The sequence below is a fragment of the Mesorhizobium sp. M1406 genome (assembly GCF_040317555.1).
GTDB lineage: Bacteria > Pseudomonadota > Alphaproteobacteria > Rhizobiales > Rhizobiaceae > Mesorhizobium.
Map to the genome: position 1 here is coordinate 124,074 of NZ_JAMYKW010000006.1, position 17,755 is coordinate 141,828.

Genomic DNA, 17,755 nt, shown 5'->3' on the forward strand with positions numbered 1-17,755 from the left:
GCGTCAAAGCTGCCAATCTCCCCCCTTGCGGGGGAGATGTCCGGCAGGACAGAGGGGGGTGCTGTCCCGCCGACGTCTCTGCCAGAGCGCAATCTTCAACGCTAGCGATTGCCATGAACGTCACCCAATCTCCGCGCCCAACGCCTTCATCAGGCCCATGAATTCCGGGAAACTTGTCGCGATCATCGCCTGGTCGTCGATGGTGACCGGCTTTTCCGTCGCCAGTCCCATCACCAGAAAGCTCATGGCGATGCGGTGGTCGAGATGGGTCTGCACGGTCGTGTCCTGGCCGTTGGGATGGCCGCCGAGACCCTTGCCGCCCGGTTTGCCGCGCACCGCAAGCGAAGCTTCGCCCTCGGTGCAGTCGACGCCGTTGAGCTTGAGCCCGTTGGCGACGGCCGACAGCCGGTCGGATTCTTTCACCCGCAGCTCTTCCAGCCCCTGCATCAGCGTTTCGCCCTCGGCGAAGCTGGCGGCGACCGCGAGCACCGGGTACTCATCGATCATCGACGGCGCCCGCTCGGGCGGCACGATGACGCCTTTCAGCTCGGAGTAACGCACGCGCAGATCGGCGACGTCCTCGCCGCCGGCATTGCGCGGGTTCAGGATGTCGATCTTGCCGCCCATTTCCTGCAGCGTCAAAAGCAGGCCGGTCCGGGTCGGGTTCATCAGCACGTTCTCGATTGTTATGTCCGATCCCGGCACGATCAGCGCGGCCACCAGCGGGAAGCCGGCCGAGGAGGGGTCGCCCGGCACCGCGATGGTCTGGCCGGTCAGCTTGCCTTGGCCCTCGATGAAGATGTGGCGCACGCCGCGCTCGTCGGTCTCGACCGAAAGGTTGGCGCCGAAGCCTTTCAGCATCTTTTCGGTGTGGTCGCGCGTCATGACAGGTTCGATGACCGTGGTGATGCCCGGCGTGTTCAGCCCGGCGAGCAGCACCGCCGACTTCACCTGCGCCGAGGCCATCGGCACACGATAAGTGATCGGTGCGGCATGCTTGGGCCCATGCAGCGTGATCGGCATGCGGTCGCCGGGCGTCGCCTTCAGCACCTGCACGCCCATCTGGCGCAAGGGTTCGAGCACCCGGCCCATCGGCCGGCCGGACAGCGAGGCGTCGCCGATGAAGGTCGTTTCCATGTCATAGGTGCCGACAAGGCCCATGGTGAGCCGCGAGCCGGTGCCGGCATTGCCGAAATCGAGCGGGCTTTCCGGCTGCAGCAGCGCGCCATTGCCGGTGCCGCGGATCACCCACTCGGCGCCGCGCTTCTCTATATGCGCGCCCATCGCCTTCATGGCCGCGCCGGTGCGCATCACGTCCTCGCCCTCGAGCAGGCCGGTGATGCGGGTCTCGCCGGAGGCGAGGCCGCCGAACATGAAGGAGCGATGCGAGATCGATTTGTCGCCCGGCACGCGGGCCGTGCCGGAAAGCGCTGATGATTTACGGGCGGTGGCCGGCTTTGGGGCGGCGGCGTGAGACATGGAATTTCCCTGGACGGAATGCCGGCGGGCCGGCGCTTTTCATTTGTTGCGGCGGTCTCGTATCACGGCGGGCCGAAATGGTCATCCCCCGTGGTCGTCGCTTGACGGGAGGCCTTTCAATGCATGGTTTTGTGACGCCGGCTTTTCGCTTTGACAGCGCTGCAAACTGTGGTTAAGGGGACCACTCTTTTATCGACGAGGCTTGCCGTGGCAAAAACCGAACTTGGCACAAAACGTATCGACCCGGAGACGGGCCGAAAATTCTACGACCTGAACAAGGACCCGATCGTCTCGCCCTACACCGGCAAGACCTATCCGCGTTCCTATTTCGAGGAAGGCAAGATTGCCGCTCTCGAGGAGGAAGAAGAGGAAGTGGCCGAGAAGGAAGTGGACGCCGAGGAAGAAGAGGGCGTTGAGGTCGTCTCGCTCGAAGAGGCGGACGAGGACGCCAAGGGCGACGACCTGCCCGATCTCGGCGACGACGAGGACGATGTCGATCTCGGCGACGACGAGGATGACACTTTCCTTGCCGACGAAGAGGAAGAAGACGACGACGTTGCCGACATGATCGGCGTTGGCGACGACGACGACGAGGTCTGATCGGCCTTGAAAGCGGGCGTTTGCAAGCTTTCGTGGCCTGTTGCGAAAAAGCGGCTCTCGAAGGCTTGATATTGACGAAAGGCGGGGTTAGAAGCCGCCTGCACTAACGGCGCGGCTCCAACCCGCGCCGGATCTCTTCGCCGGAAACGGCGCCGGTAGACTGCCGGAAGTGGGGCCATAGCTCAGTTGGGAGAGCGCTTGAATGGCATTCAAGAGGTCGTCGGTTCGATCCCGATTGGCTCCACCAAACAGTCCCTCTGCAAAACTGGCTATTCCCTTGCGGGATAATCGCGCCTCTTCAAAGGCTTGCTGGCGTCAAGTTTACAAAGCCTGACAGAGATTGCGCTTGTCTCGCACCGGTGGATTTCAGCCCCCAGGCCTTGGCCGGGTCGCCGACGCTTTGATGGGACACAAGACGGCATCGAAGGGCGCAGCAACTGGTGGCCGCCCTGGCGGCTTCAGCCGAGAAGGTCGGCCGCGACTTCGAGCGTGTTGCGCAACGATGTCTCGAGATGGTGTTCCATCGCTTGCGCGGCGCTCTCGGCGTCGTGACGCTTCAGCGCCTCGAGAATGGCTTCATGCTGCTCGATCGTCTGTTCGCCATAGCCGGGCTTCGGAATGACGAGATAGCGGCCACGGTCCATTTGCGCCTTGGAGATGTCGACGGCTCTCCAGATCATCGGCAGGCCGCAGATTTCGGCGATGGTCCGGTGAAAGACGTCGTCGAGCTCTGTATCGCGGTGGCATATCTGCCCCGCGATATGGCAAGCCGGTGCGCCGCCATATTGTCTTCCAGCAATTCGCCGGCTGCCGGTGAGAATTTGGCGGCCGCGCCCCTGGTGCTTTCCATCTCCAAGGCCCGGCGGATGATATAGGCTTCTTCCAGGTCGGCTCGGCTGATCGGGGCGACATAGGTGCCGGTCTGCGCCAGGATGTTGACCAGACCCTCGTCGCTGATGCGCTTGACCGCTTCGCGCACCGGGGTACGCGAAACACCGAGTGCTTCCGCGATGCTAACCTCGTTGATCACGTCCCCAGGCCTCATCTGTCCGATGACGATCAGGTTGCGAATCTGATGATAGATCTGATCGCGGAGCGGAAGAGCCCGATTGAGAGTCGAAGGGTCCAGGTCCATGGGAAATCCGTGGTTAGGTCACCGGAAATGGTCAGATTAGAATGTAAATCAGAAAGCACCTAATGCGAGGCGCGGCTTCGACCTGGAATTCGCACCCCGGGCAAAGCGTCACAGCCAGTGAGTTCGGATTCGGGCCGGCTGGAGAGAATTTCTAATCCCGTCGGCGGAATTGGAATAAACTAACTCTACAGAATTTATGGAATAAGCAATCTGCACGGGCGATCTGGTTTCCACACGGACAGGACCACGCCATGCCCACCCTTTTGCACTTGCTCTCGACCAAAGCAGGCATTGCCGGCCGCCTCCGTCAGCACACGGGAGGCAGGCCATGACCAGCGACATTCCTGAACGCATCAAGGTGCTCTGGTTTCTGCCGACGCATGGCGACAGCCGCTATCTCGGCACGACGGAAGGCGGCAGGGCCGTCGATCTGCCTTATCTGACGCAAGTCGCGAAGGCCGCCGACACGCTGGGTTACTACGGCGTGCTGTTGCCGACCGGCCGGGCCTGCGAGGATTCCTGGGTGATCGCGTCGGCGCTGGTGCCACTGACCGAGCGCTTGCGCTTCCTTGTCGCCGTGCGGCCCGGCCTGCAGTCGCCGACGTTGGCCGCGCGCATGACGGCGACGCTGGACCGCATCTCCAACGGGCGCCTGCTGATCAATGTGGTCACCGGCGGCGATCCGCTGGAGAACAAGGGCGACGGCATCTTTCTATCGCACGCCGAGCGCTACGAGGTGACGCAGGAGTTCCTGCGGATATACAAGCGGGTGCTGAGCGGCGAGATGGTCGAGCACGAGGGCAAGCATTTCCGCATCGAGGATGGAAGGCTGCTGTTTCCGCCGGTGCAGACGCCCTATCCGCCGCTCTATTTCGGCGGCTCATCCGACGCCGGATCCGTGGTGGCGGCGCAGGAGATCGACAAATATCTGACCTGGGGCGAGCCGCCCGCCGACGTCGAGCGCAAGCTGGATGGCGTGCGTGAACTTGCGCAGAAGGCCGGCCGCAAACTCTCCTTCGGCATTCGCCTGCATGTCATCGCCCGCGAAACGAGCGAGGAAGCCTGGGCCGCCGCCGACCGGCTTATCAGCAGGCTCGACGATGCGACGATCGCCTCGGCACAGAAGGTCTTTGCCCGAATGGATTCCGTCGGCCAGGCGCGGATGAGCGCGCTGCATGGCGGCAACCGTGCCAAGCTCGAGATCGCGCCCAATCTCTGGGCCGGTGTCGGCCTGGTGCGCGGCGGCGCCGGGACCGCACTTGTCGGCGATCCCGACACGGTCGCTGAGCGCATCGATGAATACCGGCGCCTCGGCATCGATACCTTCATCCTCTCCGGCTATCCGCATCTGGAAGAAGCCTATCGCTTCGGTGAACTGGTGCTGCCAAGACTGCCGACCGATCATCCGGTCAAAGTTGCCGCTTCGTCCGTCAATACCGGCCCGTTCGGCGAGACCATCGCCGGCGACCACCGGCCGAAGTCGCTCGCCAGCGCTTCATGAACGCGCTCCCTCCGATCCGCCGGTTGCGTGTCGCCATAATCGGCGGCGGTTTTTCCGGCGCGGCGGTGGCCTGGCACCTGGCACGAATGCATCCGCCGGAGCGTATTTCCATTTCAGTGATCGAGCCGCGGCCGGTGCTCGGCGGCGGCCTTGCCTACTCCACCGAGGAGCCGTCGCACCGGGTCAATGTCCCGGCTGTCAGAATGAGCATGGTACCCGACGACCCGCAGCACTTCGCGCGCTGGTTGACCGGCAGCGGAGAACTCGAGCGCGACACGGACGCCATCTGGAAGAATGGCGACGCCTATCCGCGCCGGCGCGTGTTCGGCCGCTATGTCGCCGAACATCTGGCGCCCTATCTCTGTTCAGGCGTTGTCCACCATGTTGAAGGGTCCGCCACAAATGTAACGCGCGATGCCAGTGGCGCGGGCTGGACCGTGCATACGTCCAGTGGGTTGGTCGCCGCCGACATCGTCGTCCTGGCAGCGACGCACCCGCAGCCCGCGATTCCAGCCGCGCTGATCCACCTGGCGGAAGCGCCGGGTTTCATCGCCGACCCCTACGCCGCGTCAGCGCTTGCCGGGATCGGGCCGGAGGCGTCGGTGATGATCGTCGGCTCCGGACTGACTTCGGCCGATATGGTCGCGGAGCTCGACCGCCGTGGCCATCGCGGCCGCATCCTGGCGCTGTCGCGCCGTGGGCTGCGCTCGCGCGGCCACCCGGACATCAGGGGCGAGCCTTTCGGCGACTTTGCCTCGGCCCCGGCCATAACGGCGCTTGGCCTGCTCAAGAACATTCGCGCGACGTTGGCGGCGGCGCGTGCGGCCAATGTCAACTGGCAGTCGGTCTTCGACCAACTGCGTCTGCAGGGTCCTGCGCTGTGGTCGGCACTTGCTCCGTCGGAGCGGGCAAGGCTGGTCCGCCAGCTGCGCGTGTTCTGGGACGTGCATCGCTTCCGGATCGCTCCGCAGGTCGCTTCCGTGCTCGACCGCCGTCATGAGGGCGGCACATTCGACACCATCGCCGCCAGGCTTGTCGCGTCGAACGTTGAGGACGGCAGCCTGGCGGTCAGCTTTCAGCGGCGCGGGCAGACGCGGATCGAGACGGCGCGCTTCGATGCCGTCATCAACACCACGGGTCCGGCCCATGGGCAGGCACTGCGGCTGAACCGGGCGCTAAGCTCGCTGGCGCAAGCCGGGCTGATCAGGATGGACCAATACGGGTTGGGCATCGAGACCAGTCTCGACAGCCGCGCCGTCAGCCGGGATGGCGGGACAACCACGACACTGTTCGTCGCGGGTCCGCTGGCGCGAGCGACTTTCGGCGAACTCATGGGCCTGCCCGAGGTCGCCCGCCATGCCCAGGCGGTCGCGGCCGAAATTGCCAAGCTGCTCGAAACGCCAGCCACCATCAGCGCCAATGTTGTGCCTGGTCCGCTCGCGAGCTGACATCGGCAAGCCGGATTGGTCGGGCAAAATTGGTATTTCCGTCCCAAGAGGGCCTCAAAAACGGAAAATCCTCCTTTGTATATATATTCTATAAACATAATAAATATTGGAAGCCGGCGTGACCGGAGCGATCAACGACACGGCCTGGATGGGAGACAGTTCATGGCACACGCAGAAACCGACGCGATCAAGTTCGCCTACTGGGTGCCGAATGTTTCGGGCGGCCTGGTGATCTCCAACATCGAGCAGCGCACCAACCATTCGGCCGAGTACAACCGCAAGCTGGCGCGGATCGCCGAGAAATCCGGCTTCGACTATGCGCTCAGCCAGATACGTTTCACCGCCGGCTACGGCGCCGACGAACAGCATGAATCGGTGGCGTTCAGCCATGACCTGCTGGCCGCGACCACGACGCTCAAGGTCATCGCCGCGATCCTGCCCGGCCCCTGGAATCCGGCGCTGGCAGCAAAGCAGATCGCCACCATCAGCTATCTGACCAATGGCCGTGTCGCGATCAACCTTGTCTCCGGCTGGTTCCGCGGCGAATTCCACGCCATCGGCGAGCATTGGCTCGACCATGACGAGCGCTACCGCCGCTCGGAGGAATTTATTCGTGCGCTGCGCGGAATATGGACAGAAGACAGCTTCACCTTCCGAGGCGACTTCTATCGTTTCAACGAATATTCGCTGAAGCCGAAGCCGCCACATCCGCTGCCCGAGATATTCCAGGGCGGCTCGTCGCGCGCCGCACGCGACATGGCCGCGCGCGTCTCGGACTGGTACTTCACCAACGGCAACACGCCGGCCGAGATATCCAAGCAGGTCGACGATCTCAGGGCCAAGGCGAAGGCCAACAGCCATTCCGTCAAGGTCGGCGTCAACGCCTTCGCGGTCGTCCGCGAGACCGAGGATGAGGCCAGGGCGGTGCTCGCCGAAATCATCGCCAAGGCCAATCCCGAGGCGGTCAACGCCTTTGGCCACGAGGTCAAGAATGCCGGCAAGGCCTCGCCGGAAGGCGAGGGCAATTGGGCGAAATCCTCTTTCGACGATCTGGTCCAGTACAATGACGGCTTCCGCTCGAACCTGATCGGCACGCCAAGGCAAGTCGCCGAGCGCATCGTCGACCTGAAGCGCGCCGGTGCCGATCTCATCCTGCTCGGCTTCCTGCATTTCCAGGAAGAGGTCGAGTATTTCGGCAAGCATGTCATCCCGTTGGTCCGCGAGCTGGAAAATGCCGAGGCAGCGGCGTCGCTGGCGGCGGAGTAGTTACCCCACAGGCTGGCCGGACAAGCACCGGCCAGCACTCGCGTGAAGCTTGCCGGCGCGCTCGATCCATCGGGCGGCCTGGGAACTTGCGCGCCTGCTGAAGCAATCGAGGACATTGGAATGCCTCTGCCCAGTTATGCCTTAGGAGTGATGGAGGCTTCCGCCTATGCACCGGAGGTCTTTGCGCGCGGCCTGCCGTCAAGCTCGCGGCCGCAGCAGCAGCCCGAAGACAATAGCGAGCCGGTCGGCTCCGTTGCCGGCGTACCCGCTGCGCTGCTTTCGCTGGAAGGCATCGGCCTGTCGTTCGGCGGCGTCGTGGCACTTGCGGACATCGACCTGTCGGTCCGTCCCGGCGAGATCCGCGCCATCATCGGCCCGAACGGCGCCGGCAAGAGTTCGCTGATCAACGTCATCAGCGGGGTCTACCGGCCGGATCGCGGCCATGTCCAGCTCGACGGTACTTTTTATGCCCAGGTCCCGACGCAGCGGTTGGCGCATCTCGGGGTCGCCAGGACCTTCCAGAACCTTGCGCTGTTCAAAGGCCTCAGCGTGCTCGACAATGTAGCTTCAGGCCTCGCCTACAAGGCCCGCTCCAACTTTGCCGGTCAGGTGCTGGGCATCGGCCGCTCGCGCGACGAGCAGCGCCACTCGCGCAGCCGTGCCGAACAGATCCTCGAATTCCTTGATCTCACGTCTGTTCGCGATCGCCTTGCCGGCACGCTGCCTTACGGGCTGCGGAAGCGGGTCGAACTCGCCCGTGCACTGGTCGCCGAGCCGCGCCTGCTTTTGCTCGATGAGCCGATGGCCGGCATGACCGCAAACGAAAAGAGCGAGATGGCGGCCTTCGTCCGCGCCGCGCGCGACCGCTTCGCCACATCAGTGGTGTTGATCGAGCACGATGTCGGCGTCGTCATGGGCCTGTCCGACCGCATCGCCGTTCTCGACTACGGCCGCAAGATCGCCGACGCCACGCCCGATGAAGTCAGGAACGACCAGCGGGTCATCGATGCCTATCTCGGCGTCGCCTCGGACAATGTGGACAGGGCAGGCATATGATCGCCGATTTCGACTACCAGTTCTTCATCGAAGTGCTCGTCGGCGGCCTGCTTTCCGGCGTCATGTACTCGCTGGTCGCGATCGGCTTCGTGCTGATCTACAAGACCTCGGGCGTGCTCAATTTCGCGCAAGGCGCGATGCTGTTGTTCGCGGCACTCACCTTCGTCAGCCTTGTCGAGCGCGGTATTCCGTTCGCGCTGGCGCTGGTGATCACCTTCACCATCATGGTGGCGATGGGTGTCGCAATCGAGCGTACGGTGCTGCGGCCGCTCACCAACAAGCCGCCGATCACGCTGTTCATGGCGACGCTCGGCCTGTCCTACATCATCGAGGGCGCCGCCCAACTGATCTGGGGCACGCAGGTCCACGGCCTCGACCTTGGCATCGAGGATGTGCCGCTGGAAATCGGCGGCGTGCTGATCAGCCAGTTCGACATCTTCGCCGCCGTGGTTGCCGCCGGCATGGTTCTCCTGCTGTCGCTGTTCTTCCGCTACACCCGCATCGGCCTCTCCTTCCGTGCCGTCGCCGACGACCAGTTTGCCGCGCTTGCGGTTGGCCTGCGTCTGCCGCTGATATGGGCGACCGTCTGGGCCGCCGCCGGCCTCGTCGCACTGGTGGCGGGACTGCTCTGGGGCGCACGCCTCGGTGTGCAGTTCTCGCTGTCCCTAGTGGTGCTGAAGGCGCTGCCGGTGCTGGTGCTCGGCGGCTTCGACTCCATCCTCGGCGCCATCGTCGGCGGGCTGCTGATCGGCGCCAGCGAGAAGCTCGCCGAGGTCTATATCGGCGACTATTTCGGCGGCGGCATCGAAAGCTGGTTCGCCTATGTCGTAGCGCTCGTGTTACTGCTGATCCGCCCTTCCGGCCTGTTCGGCCAGAAACTCGTCGAGAGGATCTGAGCGATGACCGCGATAACAAGCGATTTCGCCTCCGCGCCGGTGCTGCCGAAATGGGTCATGCCCGCGCTGCTGCTCGCCTTCGCCTACGGTGTCGTGCCGCTGATCGGCTCGAGCTATCTGTTCGAGGCCATCCTGCTGCCATTCCTGGCGCTCAGCCTCGCCGGCGTGGGCTTGAACATCCTGACCGGCTATGCCGGCCAGGTTTCGCTCGGCAGTGCCGCCTTCATGGCGGCGGGCGCCTTCGCCGCCTACAATTTCAACCTGAGGATCGAAGGCCTGCCGCTGATCGGCAGCATCTTTCTGGCCGGCATTGTCGCGGCCGCGATCGGTATCGTATTCGGCCTGCCCAGCCTGCGGCTGAAGGGCTTTTATCTCGCGGTCTCGACCTTGGCCGCGCAGTTCTTCGTGCAATGGGCGCTGACCAAATTCAGCTGGTTCTCCAACAACTCGGCTTCCGGCGTCATCGACGCGCCGAGACTTTCGATCGGCGGGCTCGCTCTGGATGACGCCGTCGGCCGCTATCTCTTCGCGCTGACCATCGTCACAGTGCTGACCTTCCTTGCCTATCGGCTGGTCACGTCCCAGACCGGGCGCAACTTCATCGCCATCCGCGACAATGAAACCGCGGCCCGCATCATCGGCATCCCGGTGCTGAAGACCAAGCTTCTGGCCTTCGCCATCTCATCCTTCATCATCGGCGTTGCCGGGGTCATCTGGGCCTTCGCCTATCTGCGGACCGTCGAGCCGGACGGCTTCGATCTCGATCGGTCGTTCCAGATCCTGTTCATCATCATCATCGGCGGCCTGGCTTCGATTCGCGGCGCTTTCTTCGGCGCCGCCCTCATCGTCGTCTTCCCGCTCGCCCTGTCGCGCCTCGGCGGCTTCCTGCTCGGCGATCTCTTCGACTCGGGCGTGCTCGACATGAGCCAGCGCATCGTGCTGGGCGCGCTCATCATCCTGTTTCTGATCCTGGAACCCGACGGGCTGGTGGCCCTTTGGGACAGGCTCCGAAGACGGCTCCTGTTCGCCTGGCAGACGACTTGAGCCCGTGCATTTGAAAATGAACCACATCTGAAAATGAACAGGGGCCGAACCCAAGACGGCCCATACCGGGAGTACCTCGACCATGACTTTCCTCAGCACAATCAAGACGGCGGCGCTGTCCGCGGCGATGATCGTGTCGGTGGCCTTGCCCGCCGCGCACGCGGACGAGCAATATTTCCCGCTGCAGAGCTATCGAGTCGGGCCCTATGCGGCCGGCGGCACCGGCTTCTTCGGCGGCTTCATCGACTACCTCAACCTCATCAACATCCGTGACGGCGGCGTCAACGGCGTCAAGCTGACCTGGGACGAATGCGAGACCCAGTACGAGGTCGAGCGCGGCGTCGAATGCTACGAGCGGCAGAAGAGTCATGCCGCCGCAGCCGCCTGGAACCCGCTCTCGGTGGGCATCGCCTACGCCATGATCGACCGCATCACCGCCGACAAGGTGCCGCTGATCACCGTCAACCACGGCCGCACCGATTCCACCGACGGGCGCGTCTTCCCCTATGTCTTCCCGCTGCTGCTCAATCCCTACAGCGAGACCTCGGGCATCGTGAACTACATCGCCTCCAAGGAAGGCGGCATCGACAAGCTGAAGGGCAAGAAGATCGTCGTGCTCTATCACGGCTCGCCCTACGGCAAGGAAACCATCCCGATCTATGACTTGCTGGCGCAGAAATACGGCTTCACCGTGCAGCAGATCGAAGTGCCGCATCCCGGCAACGAGCAGCAGTCGCAGTGGCTGACGATCCGTCGCGCCAAGCCGGACTTCGTCGTCCTGCGCGGCTGGGGGGTGATGAACCCGGTGGCGCTGAAGACGGCGGTCAAGGTCGGCTATCCTGTCGACCACATCGTCGGCAATGTCTGGTCGAACTCGGAAGAGGACGTGATCCCGGCCGGTGATGCCGCCAAGGGCTACACCGCCATCACCACCCAGGCTTCCGGCAACTCCTACCCGGTGGTGCAGGAGATCGTGAAGACGGTCTACGAAGCCGGCAAGGGCAATCTGGAAGACAAGTCGCGCATCGGCTCGGTCTACCACAACCTCGGCATCGTCAACGGCATCCTCAATGTCGAGGCGATCCGCGTCGCGCAGGAGAAGTTCGGCCACCGCACGCTGACCGGCGACGAGGTCCGCTGGGGCTTCGAGCACCTCAAGCTTGATCCGGCCAAGGTCGAGGCGCTCGGCGCCAAGGACTTGTTCCACTCGATCAATGTCAGCTGGGACAATCACGAGGGCGAAGGCTACGTGACCTTCCAGCAGTGGGATGGCAAGAAATGGAACGTCGTCTCCGACTGGATCGCGCCGGACTGGGCGCTGCTGCGGCCGATCATCGAGAAGTCCGCCGAAGCCTATGCGGCCGAGAAGGGCATCAAGCTGCGCACGGCCGACGACGCCGATGCGGTGACAACCAACTGATCAGCCAAGGGCGGGCGCTTCGGACAACTTTCCGTAGCGCCCGGCCTGTTTCGGTTCATCGAACCACGGAAATGAGAGCCTATGTCGGACGATGACGTCATTCTTGCCGTGGACGCGGTTCATGCTACCTACAACCACGCCATCACGGCGTTGCACGGCGTCAGCTTAGAGCTGAGGCGGGGCCAGATCCTGGCATTGCTTGGCGCCAATGGCGCCGGCAAGACCACGACGCTGAAGGCTGTTTCCAACCTGCTGCCGGCCGAACGTGGGCAGGTCAACGCCGGCACCGTCTGCTATGAAGGCTCGGATGTCTCGCGCCGCAAGCCGGGCGATCTCGTGCGTGCCGGGCTGGTCCAGGTGCTGGAAGGCCGCCACTGCTTCAAAAGCCTCACCGTCGAGGAAAACCTGGTCGCCGGCGGCATTGGCCGCAGCGGCAGCCGCGCCGAGATCAACGGGGATCTCGAACGGATCTACGGCTATTTTCCGCGTCTCAGGGAGAAGCGCCGGACATTGTCCGGCCTGACCTCGGGCGGCGAACAGCAGATGACGGCGATTGGGCGGGCTCTGATGTCGCGGCCGCGCCTGCTGGTCCTCGACGAACCATCGATGGGGCTCGCCCCGCTCATCGTCCAGGACATTTTCCAGAGCTTGAGAAAACTCAACCGTGAGACCGGCCTGTCGATCCTGGTCGCCGAGCAGAACTCGGCGGTTGCCCTCAGATACGCCGACCACGCCACGGTGCTGGAAAACGGCGTCTCCGTTCTCTCCGGCGCGGCCGCCGAGCTTCGCCAGCGCGAGGACATCAGGGCCTTCTATCTCGGTCAATCGACCCCCGGGCAACAGGCATCGCCCGCCGCCAAACCATCCCATCTCCATGCCGTCGCCTGAACCGAAATCTCAAGGAGCAGTGAAATGACCGTTTCGACCGTCAAGACCGACCAAGCTTCCGCCGCCGTGCCGCCAGTCGCAAGGCCGACCGTGCCGGCGCATATCATCAAGGACGACGCCGAGGCGATTGCGATCGCCCACGCGCTCGCCGCCGAATTCGCCAAGGACTCCTCCAAACGAGACCGCGAGCGGATCTGGCCGGTTGCCGAACTCGATGCGTTTTCGCAAAGCGGCCTGTGGTCGATCAATGTGCCCAGGGCATTCGGCGGGCCGGAGGTGTCTTATGCGACGCTGGCGAAGGTGATCGAGATCATCTCGGCGGCGGATTCCTCGATCGGCCAGGTGGCGCAGAACCATCTCGGCGTCGTCGCCGCCATCCGCACCGTATCCGACAAGGATCAGCAGAAGCTGCTGTTCGCCGAAGCGCTGAAGGGCACCCGGTTCGGCAACGCGTTTTCAGAGTTCGGCTCCAAGCGTGCCGCCGATTTCGAGACCCGCTTCACCGACGCCGGCGATCATGTGGTCGTCAATGGCCGGAAATTCTATTCGTCCGGCGCGCTGCTGGCGCATCTGGTGCCGATCGTCGCGCTCGATGACGAGGGCCGCGCCTGGTATGCGATCGCCGACCGTGGCGCACCTGGCCTGACGGTCATCGACGACTGGTCAAGCTTCGGCCAGCGTACGACGCTGTCGGGCACCGTCATCATCGACAACGTCAAGGTGCCGAAGACCCATCTGGTGCCTGGCTACAAGGGCTACGACAAGCCGACCGCCGACGGCGCCATCTTCCAGATCATCCAGGTGGCGGTCGACACCGGCATCGCCCAGGCGGCGATCGACGAGACGGTCAGTTTCGTCAGGACCAAAAGCCGCGCCTGGATCGACAGCGGCGTCGACAACGCCTGGGACGATCCCTACACCATCCAGGCCATCGGCGATCTGACGCTGCGCCTGCACGCGGCGCAGGCGCTGCTCGAAAAGGCCGGACTGGCAATCGACCGGGCGGTGATTGAGCCAACCGCCGAGACGGTGGCGCATGCCCAGATCGTCACCGCCGAGGCAAAAATCCTGTCGACCGAAATCGCCATCGCCGCGACGAACAAGCTGTTCGAATTGGCGGGAACCCGCTCGACCCTGGCCGAACACAATCTCGACCGGCATTGGCGCAACGCCCGCACGCACACGCTGCACGACCCGGTACGCTGGAAATATGCGATCCTGGGCAAATATTTCCTGAACGGCGAGAATCCGCCGCTGCACGCCTGGAGCTGATTTCCCATCGGCGGCGAGCGGCTCGCCGCGTCAAAACTTCGACCATCCAAGAGAGGCCCACTGCCATGTCAAACCCAACAGTCGTCGGCTTTTCCGGCAACATCACCCGGCCGTCAAAGACGCGCGCCTTCGTCGATTTGGTCGCCAGGGACATCGCCGCCAGTCACGGCCTGTCGGCGAGTACCTATGATATCGAGGATCTCGGTCCGTCGCTCGGCACGGCAAGATGGGCCCGCGATCTCGACGGCCAGGCGCGCACGATCCTGGAACAAATCCTCGCCGCCGACGTGCTCGTCGTCGGGTCGCCGACCTACAAGGGCAGCTATACCGGCCTGTTCAAGCATTTCTTCGACCTGATCGACCCGGCAGCGTTGCGGGGCAAGCCCATCGTGTTGACGGCGACCGGCGGTGGCGAGCGCCATGCCTTGATCGTCGAACATCAGCTGCGGCCGCTGTTCGGCTTCTTCGAGGCTTTTGCGTTGCCCACCGCCGTCTATGCCACCGACAAGGATTTCACCGACGGTGTGCTGCATTCCGAGGCCATCCTGAAGCGTGCGGCGCAGGCGGTCGACGAGGTCGGCTTCGTGCTGGCCAACCGCTCGGCGGGCAGGATCGCCGCCGAATAGCCTGCCGTCACCGGATTTCGCCACGATCGAAATAAGCAAGGACCGCACCCTCGCTTACGCGCGGTTTACGACCGCACGCTACATCTGTTCCTGTCTGATTCGTCTGGGACAGGAACCTCATGAGCAAAGCCCTCACCTCTTTCGCACTGGTCGCCGTGCTGACCGCCTTGCTCATGGCGTTGAGCCTGGCCGTGGCCAGGCACGGCTATCCCTATGGCGCGATCGGCGTCAGGCGCCTTGACGGCATCGCCGATGCCGGCGTGTTCATCCCGATCGCCGCGGTCTATTTCTTCAGCGCGATGCTGATGATGATCCTGCCGATCAGGGCGGCCGGCATTGTCCTGACCCATGCCGCCGACGCGATCTTCTGGACGGTGATCGTGCTGTTTGCGGCGATCGTCGGCTGTCTCGCCGCCAGATGGGCTTTCGGTCAGGGCAGCGCCGTGTGGGCGCTGCTGAACTGGCGGTTTCTGTTTGCCGCGGCGATCGTCGGTTGCCACCTCGTCATGAACGAACTGCGCCGCAACGTTCTGCTGCGCAGCCTGTTTTTCGTGGTCTTCGCCGTCGCGACGCTGGCCTGCCTGTTCTGGTCGTTCACGCTCTGAAGGGGCACCGGCTAATCCGCTGATCCGGCGGCGATGTTGCAGGCGGCAATTTCCATCCATGTCCAGAGATAGGCCGCGAGACCACGGTCGATATGGATGCGATCACTGCCACATGAAATTGCCGGGCCCCGGCAATTTCATGGCTACCGGCCGCGAGGAACGGTTTTCTCGACATAGCGCGAGAAATCCTCGACGTCCCGGGGTGACGGTTCCTGGCCAGTGAAACTGCGCAGATAGGAGGCAACATGAGCCAGCCGGCTGCTCATCGGCTCGTTGAGCTCGAGCGAGTAATAGCCGATCTGCATGAAATAGAGCACGCGAGCCCGCACGAACGCATTCACCTCTTCATAGCCATGACGCATGAACATGTCGCGAATGGCGTTGACGCGCTCCTCGTCGGCCTCGTCAAGCGCGCGCCGGATGGCAGGTGAGCGGCGGGCCCAGGCCCTGATCGCGAAATCCAGCTGCGGATCGAACAGCCTTTCGTCCACCCAGCATTCGAAAATGCTCATCACCCCGCGGATGACGGTCGCGGACGGTCGCCTGGCGCGTTCGACGATGAATTTGGTGTTGGTCTGCCGCCAGTAGTCGAGCAACTGGTCGAGCAGATCCTGCCGGCTCTTGAAATACCAGTAGAAGCTGGAACGCGACACATCGAGCTTCTGGCCAAGCGTCAGCACGCGGACGCGTTCGACACCGTCCGAGATCAACGTTTCAAGCGCAAGCTTCAGCCAGTCTTCGCGAGTGGCCTTGATGTTGCCGGTGGCGCCAGCGCGTTGAATCGTCGTTTCGAGAGCTGCCATCGACACGACGCATGACATGCTGCCTCAGGCAACTCAAGGCTATGGACACTAATGTACAGAGCAATTCGACCTGGCCCGAATGGTGCGGCACAGATGTTAGCCGGACGGGATCGATATGGCGCTGTCGTCGCAGCGTCATATCGAGCGAGGGGGTTTTTTGTCGCGGCTGCTGGATCAGTGCGTGCTTTCCCGCAAGCCAATTGTCTGGCAAATACCAGTTCAGACAGATGCCGCCGCGCGGCCAACCAGCAGGGAGATAGGAACATGACGCTGTTTCGACAGAACCTTATCGATGGCGAATGGGTCGGCGAGGCCGGTTCGCGCAACATCAATCCCTCCGATACCGGCGATGTCGTCGGCGACTATGCCTCGGCGGGCGTCGAGCAGGCCAAACAGGCGATCGCCGCGGCCAAGGCGGCGTTTCCGGCGTGGTCCCGCTCCGGTCCGCTGGCGCGCCACGCGGTGCTGAAAAAAGCCTCGGACGAGATCATGGCGCGCAAGGACGAGATCGGCCGCAACCTGGCACGTGAGGAAGGCAAGACGCTGGCCGAGGGCATCGGCGAGACCATTCGCGCCGCCCAAATCTTCGATTTCTTTGCTGGTGAAGCATTGCGCCTGGCGGGAGAGGTCGTGCCGAGCGTGCGGCCGGGTGTCGGCGTCGAGATCACGCGCGAGGCGGTCGGCGTCGTCGGCATCATCACGCCATGGAATTTCCCGATCGCCATCCCGGCCTGGAAGATCGCGCCGGCGCTGTGCCACGGCAACACCGTCGTCTTCAAGCCGGCCGAACTGGTTCCCGAGAGCGCCTGGTCCATCGTCGATATCCTGCATCGCGCCGGCCTGCCGAAGGGCGTGCTCAATCTCGTCATGGGCAAGGGTTCGGTGGTCGGCCAGGCGATGCTCGACAGTCCCGATGTCAACGCCATCACCTTCACCGGCTCGGTCGGCACCGGCAAGCGCGTCGCCGCGGCAAGCATCGAGCATATGCGCAAGTTCCAGCTTGAAATGGGTGGCAAGAACCCGCTGGTCGTGCTCGACGATGCCGACCTCGCGGTTGCCGTCGATTGCGCGCTCAATGGCGCCTTCTTCTCGACCGGCCAGCGCTGCACGGCATCGTCCAGGCTGATTGTGACCGACGCCATTCATGACCGTTTCGTCGAAGCTCTCAAGGATCGCATGAGCAAACTGGTCATCGGCGACGCGCTCGACGCGCAAACCCAGATCGGCCCGGTCGTCGACGCCACCCAGTTGAAGCAAGACGAGGACTATATCGCTATCGGCGTCAGGGAAGGTGCCACGCTTGCCTTCGGCGGCGAGCGGCTCGACCGCAAGACGGCGGGTTTCTACCTGCGGCCGGCGCTGCTGACGCAGGCCACCAACGCCATGCGCAGTTCGCGCGAGGAAATCTTCGGACCCGTCGCCAGCGTCATCCGCGTCAAGGACTATGACGAGGCGCTTTCCGTCGCCAACGACACGCCCTTCGGGCTGACCTCGGGCATCTGCACCTCGAGCCTCAAGCACGCCACCCACTTCAAGCGCAATTCGGAGGCCGGCATGGTGATGGTCAATCTGCCGACGGCGGGTGTCGACTTCCATGTTCCCTTCGGCGGGCGCAAGGGCTCGAGCTACGGCCCGCGCGAACAGGGCCGCTACGCGGCGGAATTCTACACCACCGTGAAAACCGCCTATACGTTCCCAGGCTGATCGGCCGATCGG

At 63.7% G+C, this 17,755-nt stretch carries 17 protein-coding genes and 1 tRNA gene; 14 read left to right on the forward strand and 4 right to left on the reverse strand.

Features of this window, described 5'->3' with window-relative positions; genetic code table 11:
• Window positions 1-120 precede the first annotated feature (120 nt).
• The gene (gene aroA / locus NKH03_RS08300; protein WP_352968006.1) at window positions 121-1,479 is read right to left on the reverse strand and encodes a 3-phosphoshikimate 1-carboxyvinyltransferase; all 1,359 of its coding nucleotides are present in this window, start codon (window positions 1,477-1,479) and stop codon (window positions 121-123) included.
• Window positions 1,480-1,686: 207 nt separating this feature from the next.
• Between aroA and NKH03_RS08305 the strand changes: the two genes are divergently transcribed.
• Both NKH03_RS08305 and NKH03_RS08310 read left to right on the forward strand, forming a co-directional pair.
• On the forward strand, window positions 1,687-2,079 hold the full coding sequence (locus tag NKH03_RS08305; protein ID WP_352869150.1) for a TIGR02300 family protein: 393 nt from the start codon (window positions 1,687-1,689) through the stop codon (window positions 2,077-2,079).
• A 171-nt stretch (window positions 2,080-2,250) separates the two neighbouring features.
• Window positions 2,251-2,326, forward strand: a tRNA-Ala gene (locus NKH03_RS08310).
• Between the two features lie 211 nt (window positions 2,327-2,537).
• Here NKH03_RS08310 and NKH03_RS08315 read toward each other — a convergent pair.
• Entirely contained in the window at window positions 2,538-2,759 is a 222-nt protein-coding gene (locus NKH03_RS08315) for an FCD domain-containing protein (protein WP_352968007.1), read from the reverse strand.
• Window positions 2,756-3,214 (reverse strand): GntR family transcriptional regulator, encoded by a 459-nt coding sequence (locus NKH03_RS08320; RefSeq protein ID WP_352968008.1) that lies wholly within the window; start codon window positions 3,212-3,214, stop codon window positions 2,756-2,758. Before NKH03_RS08320 ends, NKH03_RS08315 begins: the two co-directional genes overlap by 4 nt.
• Window positions 3,215-3,542: 328 nt before the next feature.
• Here NKH03_RS08320 and ssuD point away from each other — a divergent pair, with 328 nt between their 5' ends.
• From ssuD to NKH03_RS08375, 11 genes are all read left to right on the forward strand, one after another.
• Window positions 3,543-4,715, forward strand: coding sequence for an FMNH2-dependent alkanesulfonate monooxygenase (ssuD, locus tag NKH03_RS08325; RefSeq protein ID WP_352968009.1), 1,173 nt, complete (start codon window positions 3,543-3,545; stop codon window positions 4,713-4,715).
• The gene (locus NKH03_RS08330; RefSeq protein WP_352968010.1) at window positions 4,712-6,163 is read left to right on the forward strand and encodes an FAD/NAD(P)-binding protein; all 1,452 of its coding nucleotides are present in this window, start codon (window positions 4,712-4,714) and stop codon (window positions 6,161-6,163) included. Before ssuD ends, NKH03_RS08330 begins: the two co-directional genes overlap by 4 nt.
• A 162-nt stretch (window positions 6,164-6,325) precedes the next feature.
• On the forward strand, window positions 6,326-7,429 hold the full coding sequence (gene sfnG / locus NKH03_RS08335) for a dimethylsulfone monooxygenase SfnG (protein ID WP_352968011.1): 1,104 nt from the start codon (window positions 6,326-6,328) through the stop codon (window positions 7,427-7,429).
• A gap of 120 nt (window positions 7,430-7,549) precedes the next feature.
• Window positions 7,550-8,485, forward strand: coding sequence for an ABC transporter ATP-binding protein (locus NKH03_RS08340; protein ID WP_352968012.1), 936 nt, complete (start codon window positions 7,550-7,552; stop codon window positions 8,483-8,485).
• Complete coding sequence (locus tag NKH03_RS08345; protein ID WP_352968013.1) at window positions 8,482-9,381, forward strand: branched-chain amino acid ABC transporter permease; 900 nt, start codon at window positions 8,482-8,484, stop codon at window positions 9,379-9,381. The genes NKH03_RS08340 and NKH03_RS08345 overlap by 4 nt, the downstream gene beginning before the upstream one ends.
• A 3-nt stretch (window positions 9,382-9,384) precedes the next feature.
• Window positions 9,385-10,425, forward strand: coding sequence for a branched-chain amino acid ABC transporter permease (locus NKH03_RS08350; RefSeq protein ID WP_352968014.1), 1,041 nt, complete (start codon window positions 9,385-9,387; stop codon window positions 10,423-10,425).
• A gap of 82 nt (window positions 10,426-10,507) precedes the next feature.
• On the forward strand, window positions 10,508-11,845 hold the full coding sequence (locus NKH03_RS08355) for an ABC transporter substrate-binding protein (protein ID WP_352968015.1): 1,338 nt from the start codon (window positions 10,508-10,510) through the stop codon (window positions 11,843-11,845).
• A gap of 81 nt (window positions 11,846-11,926) precedes the next feature.
• On the forward strand, window positions 11,927-12,733 hold the full coding sequence (locus NKH03_RS08360; protein ID WP_352968016.1) for an ABC transporter ATP-binding protein: 807 nt from the start codon (window positions 11,927-11,929) through the stop codon (window positions 12,731-12,733).
• 24 nt (window positions 12,734-12,757) lie between these two features.
• Window positions 12,758-14,005: an SfnB family sulfur acquisition oxidoreductase gene (locus NKH03_RS08365; protein ID WP_352968017.1), complete on the forward strand. Its 1,248-nt coding sequence runs from the start codon at window positions 12,758-12,760 to the stop codon at window positions 14,003-14,005.
• Between the two features lie 65 nt (window positions 14,006-14,070).
• Window positions 14,071-14,631, forward strand: coding sequence for an FMN reductase (gene msuE / locus NKH03_RS08370; RefSeq protein ID WP_352869118.1), 561 nt, complete (start codon window positions 14,071-14,073; stop codon window positions 14,629-14,631).
• A 119-nt stretch (window positions 14,632-14,750) separates the two neighbouring features.
• Window positions 14,751-15,236 (forward strand): hypothetical protein, encoded by a 486-nt coding sequence (locus NKH03_RS08375; RefSeq protein ID WP_352968018.1) that lies wholly within the window; start codon window positions 14,751-14,753, stop codon window positions 15,234-15,236.
• Window positions 15,237-15,379: 143 nt separating this feature from the next.
• Here NKH03_RS08375 and NKH03_RS08380 read toward each other — a convergent pair whose 3' ends face one another.
• Window positions 15,380-16,039 (reverse strand): TetR/AcrR family transcriptional regulator, encoded by a 660-nt coding sequence (locus NKH03_RS08380; protein ID WP_352881515.1) that lies wholly within the window; start codon window positions 16,037-16,039, stop codon window positions 15,380-15,382.
• Window positions 16,040-16,303: 264 nt separating this feature from the next.
• Here NKH03_RS08380 and NKH03_RS08385 point away from each other — a divergent pair, with 264 nt between their 5' ends.
• Window positions 16,304-17,743, forward strand: coding sequence for an aldehyde dehydrogenase family protein (locus NKH03_RS08385; protein WP_352968020.1), 1,440 nt, complete (start codon window positions 16,304-16,306; stop codon window positions 17,741-17,743).
• Window positions 17,744-17,755 lie beyond the last annotated feature (12 nt).

Bases quoted from the DNA above. Each gene is read 5' to 3' on its own strand.
- aroA (WP_352968006.1), bottom strand. From the start codon at position 1,479: ATGTCTCACGCCGCCGCCCCAAAGCCGGCCACCGCCCGTAAATCATCA.
- NKH03_RS08315 (WP_352968007.1), bottom strand. From the start codon at position 2,759: ATGATCTGGAGAGCCGTCGACATCTCCAAGGCGCAAATGGACCGTGGC.
- NKH03_RS08320 (WP_352968008.1), bottom strand. From the start codon at position 3,214: ATGGACCTGGACCCTTCGACTCTCAATCGGGCTCTTCCGCTCCGCGAT.
- ssuD (WP_352968009.1), top strand. From the start codon at position 3,543: ATGACCAGCGACATTCCTGAACGCATCAAGGTGCTCTGGTTTCTGCCG.
- NKH03_RS08330 (WP_352968010.1), top strand. From the start codon at position 4,712: ATGAACGCGCTCCCTCCGATCCGCCGGTTGCGTGTCGCCATAATCGGC.
- sfnG (WP_352968011.1), top strand. From the start codon at position 6,326: ATGGCACACGCAGAAACCGACGCGATCAAGTTCGCCTACTGGGTGCCG.
- NKH03_RS08340 (WP_352968012.1), top strand. From the start codon at position 7,550: ATGCCTCTGCCCAGTTATGCCTTAGGAGTGATGGAGGCTTCCGCCTAT.
- NKH03_RS08345 (WP_352968013.1), top strand. From the start codon at position 8,482: ATGATCGCCGATTTCGACTACCAGTTCTTCATCGAAGTGCTCGTCGGC.
- NKH03_RS08350 (WP_352968014.1), top strand. From the start codon at position 9,385: ATGACCGCGATAACAAGCGATTTCGCCTCCGCGCCGGTGCTGCCGAAA.
- NKH03_RS08355 (WP_352968015.1), top strand. From the start codon at position 10,508: ATGACTTTCCTCAGCACAATCAAGACGGCGGCGCTGTCCGCGGCGATG.
- NKH03_RS08360 (WP_352968016.1), top strand. From the start codon at position 11,927: ATGTCGGACGATGACGTCATTCTTGCCGTGGACGCGGTTCATGCTACC.
- NKH03_RS08365 (WP_352968017.1), top strand. From the start codon at position 12,758: ATGACCGTTTCGACCGTCAAGACCGACCAAGCTTCCGCCGCCGTGCCG.
- msuE (WP_352869118.1), top strand. From the start codon at position 14,071: ATGTCAAACCCAACAGTCGTCGGCTTTTCCGGCAACATCACCCGGCCG.
- NKH03_RS08375 (WP_352968018.1), top strand. From the start codon at position 14,751: ATGAGCAAAGCCCTCACCTCTTTCGCACTGGTCGCCGTGCTGACCGCC.
- NKH03_RS08380 (WP_352881515.1), bottom strand. From the start codon at position 16,039: ATGGCAGCTCTCGAAACGACGATTCAACGCGCTGGCGCCACCGGCAAC.
- NKH03_RS08385 (WP_352968020.1), top strand. From the start codon at position 16,304: ATGACGCTGTTTCGACAGAACCTTATCGATGGCGAATGGGTCGGCGAG.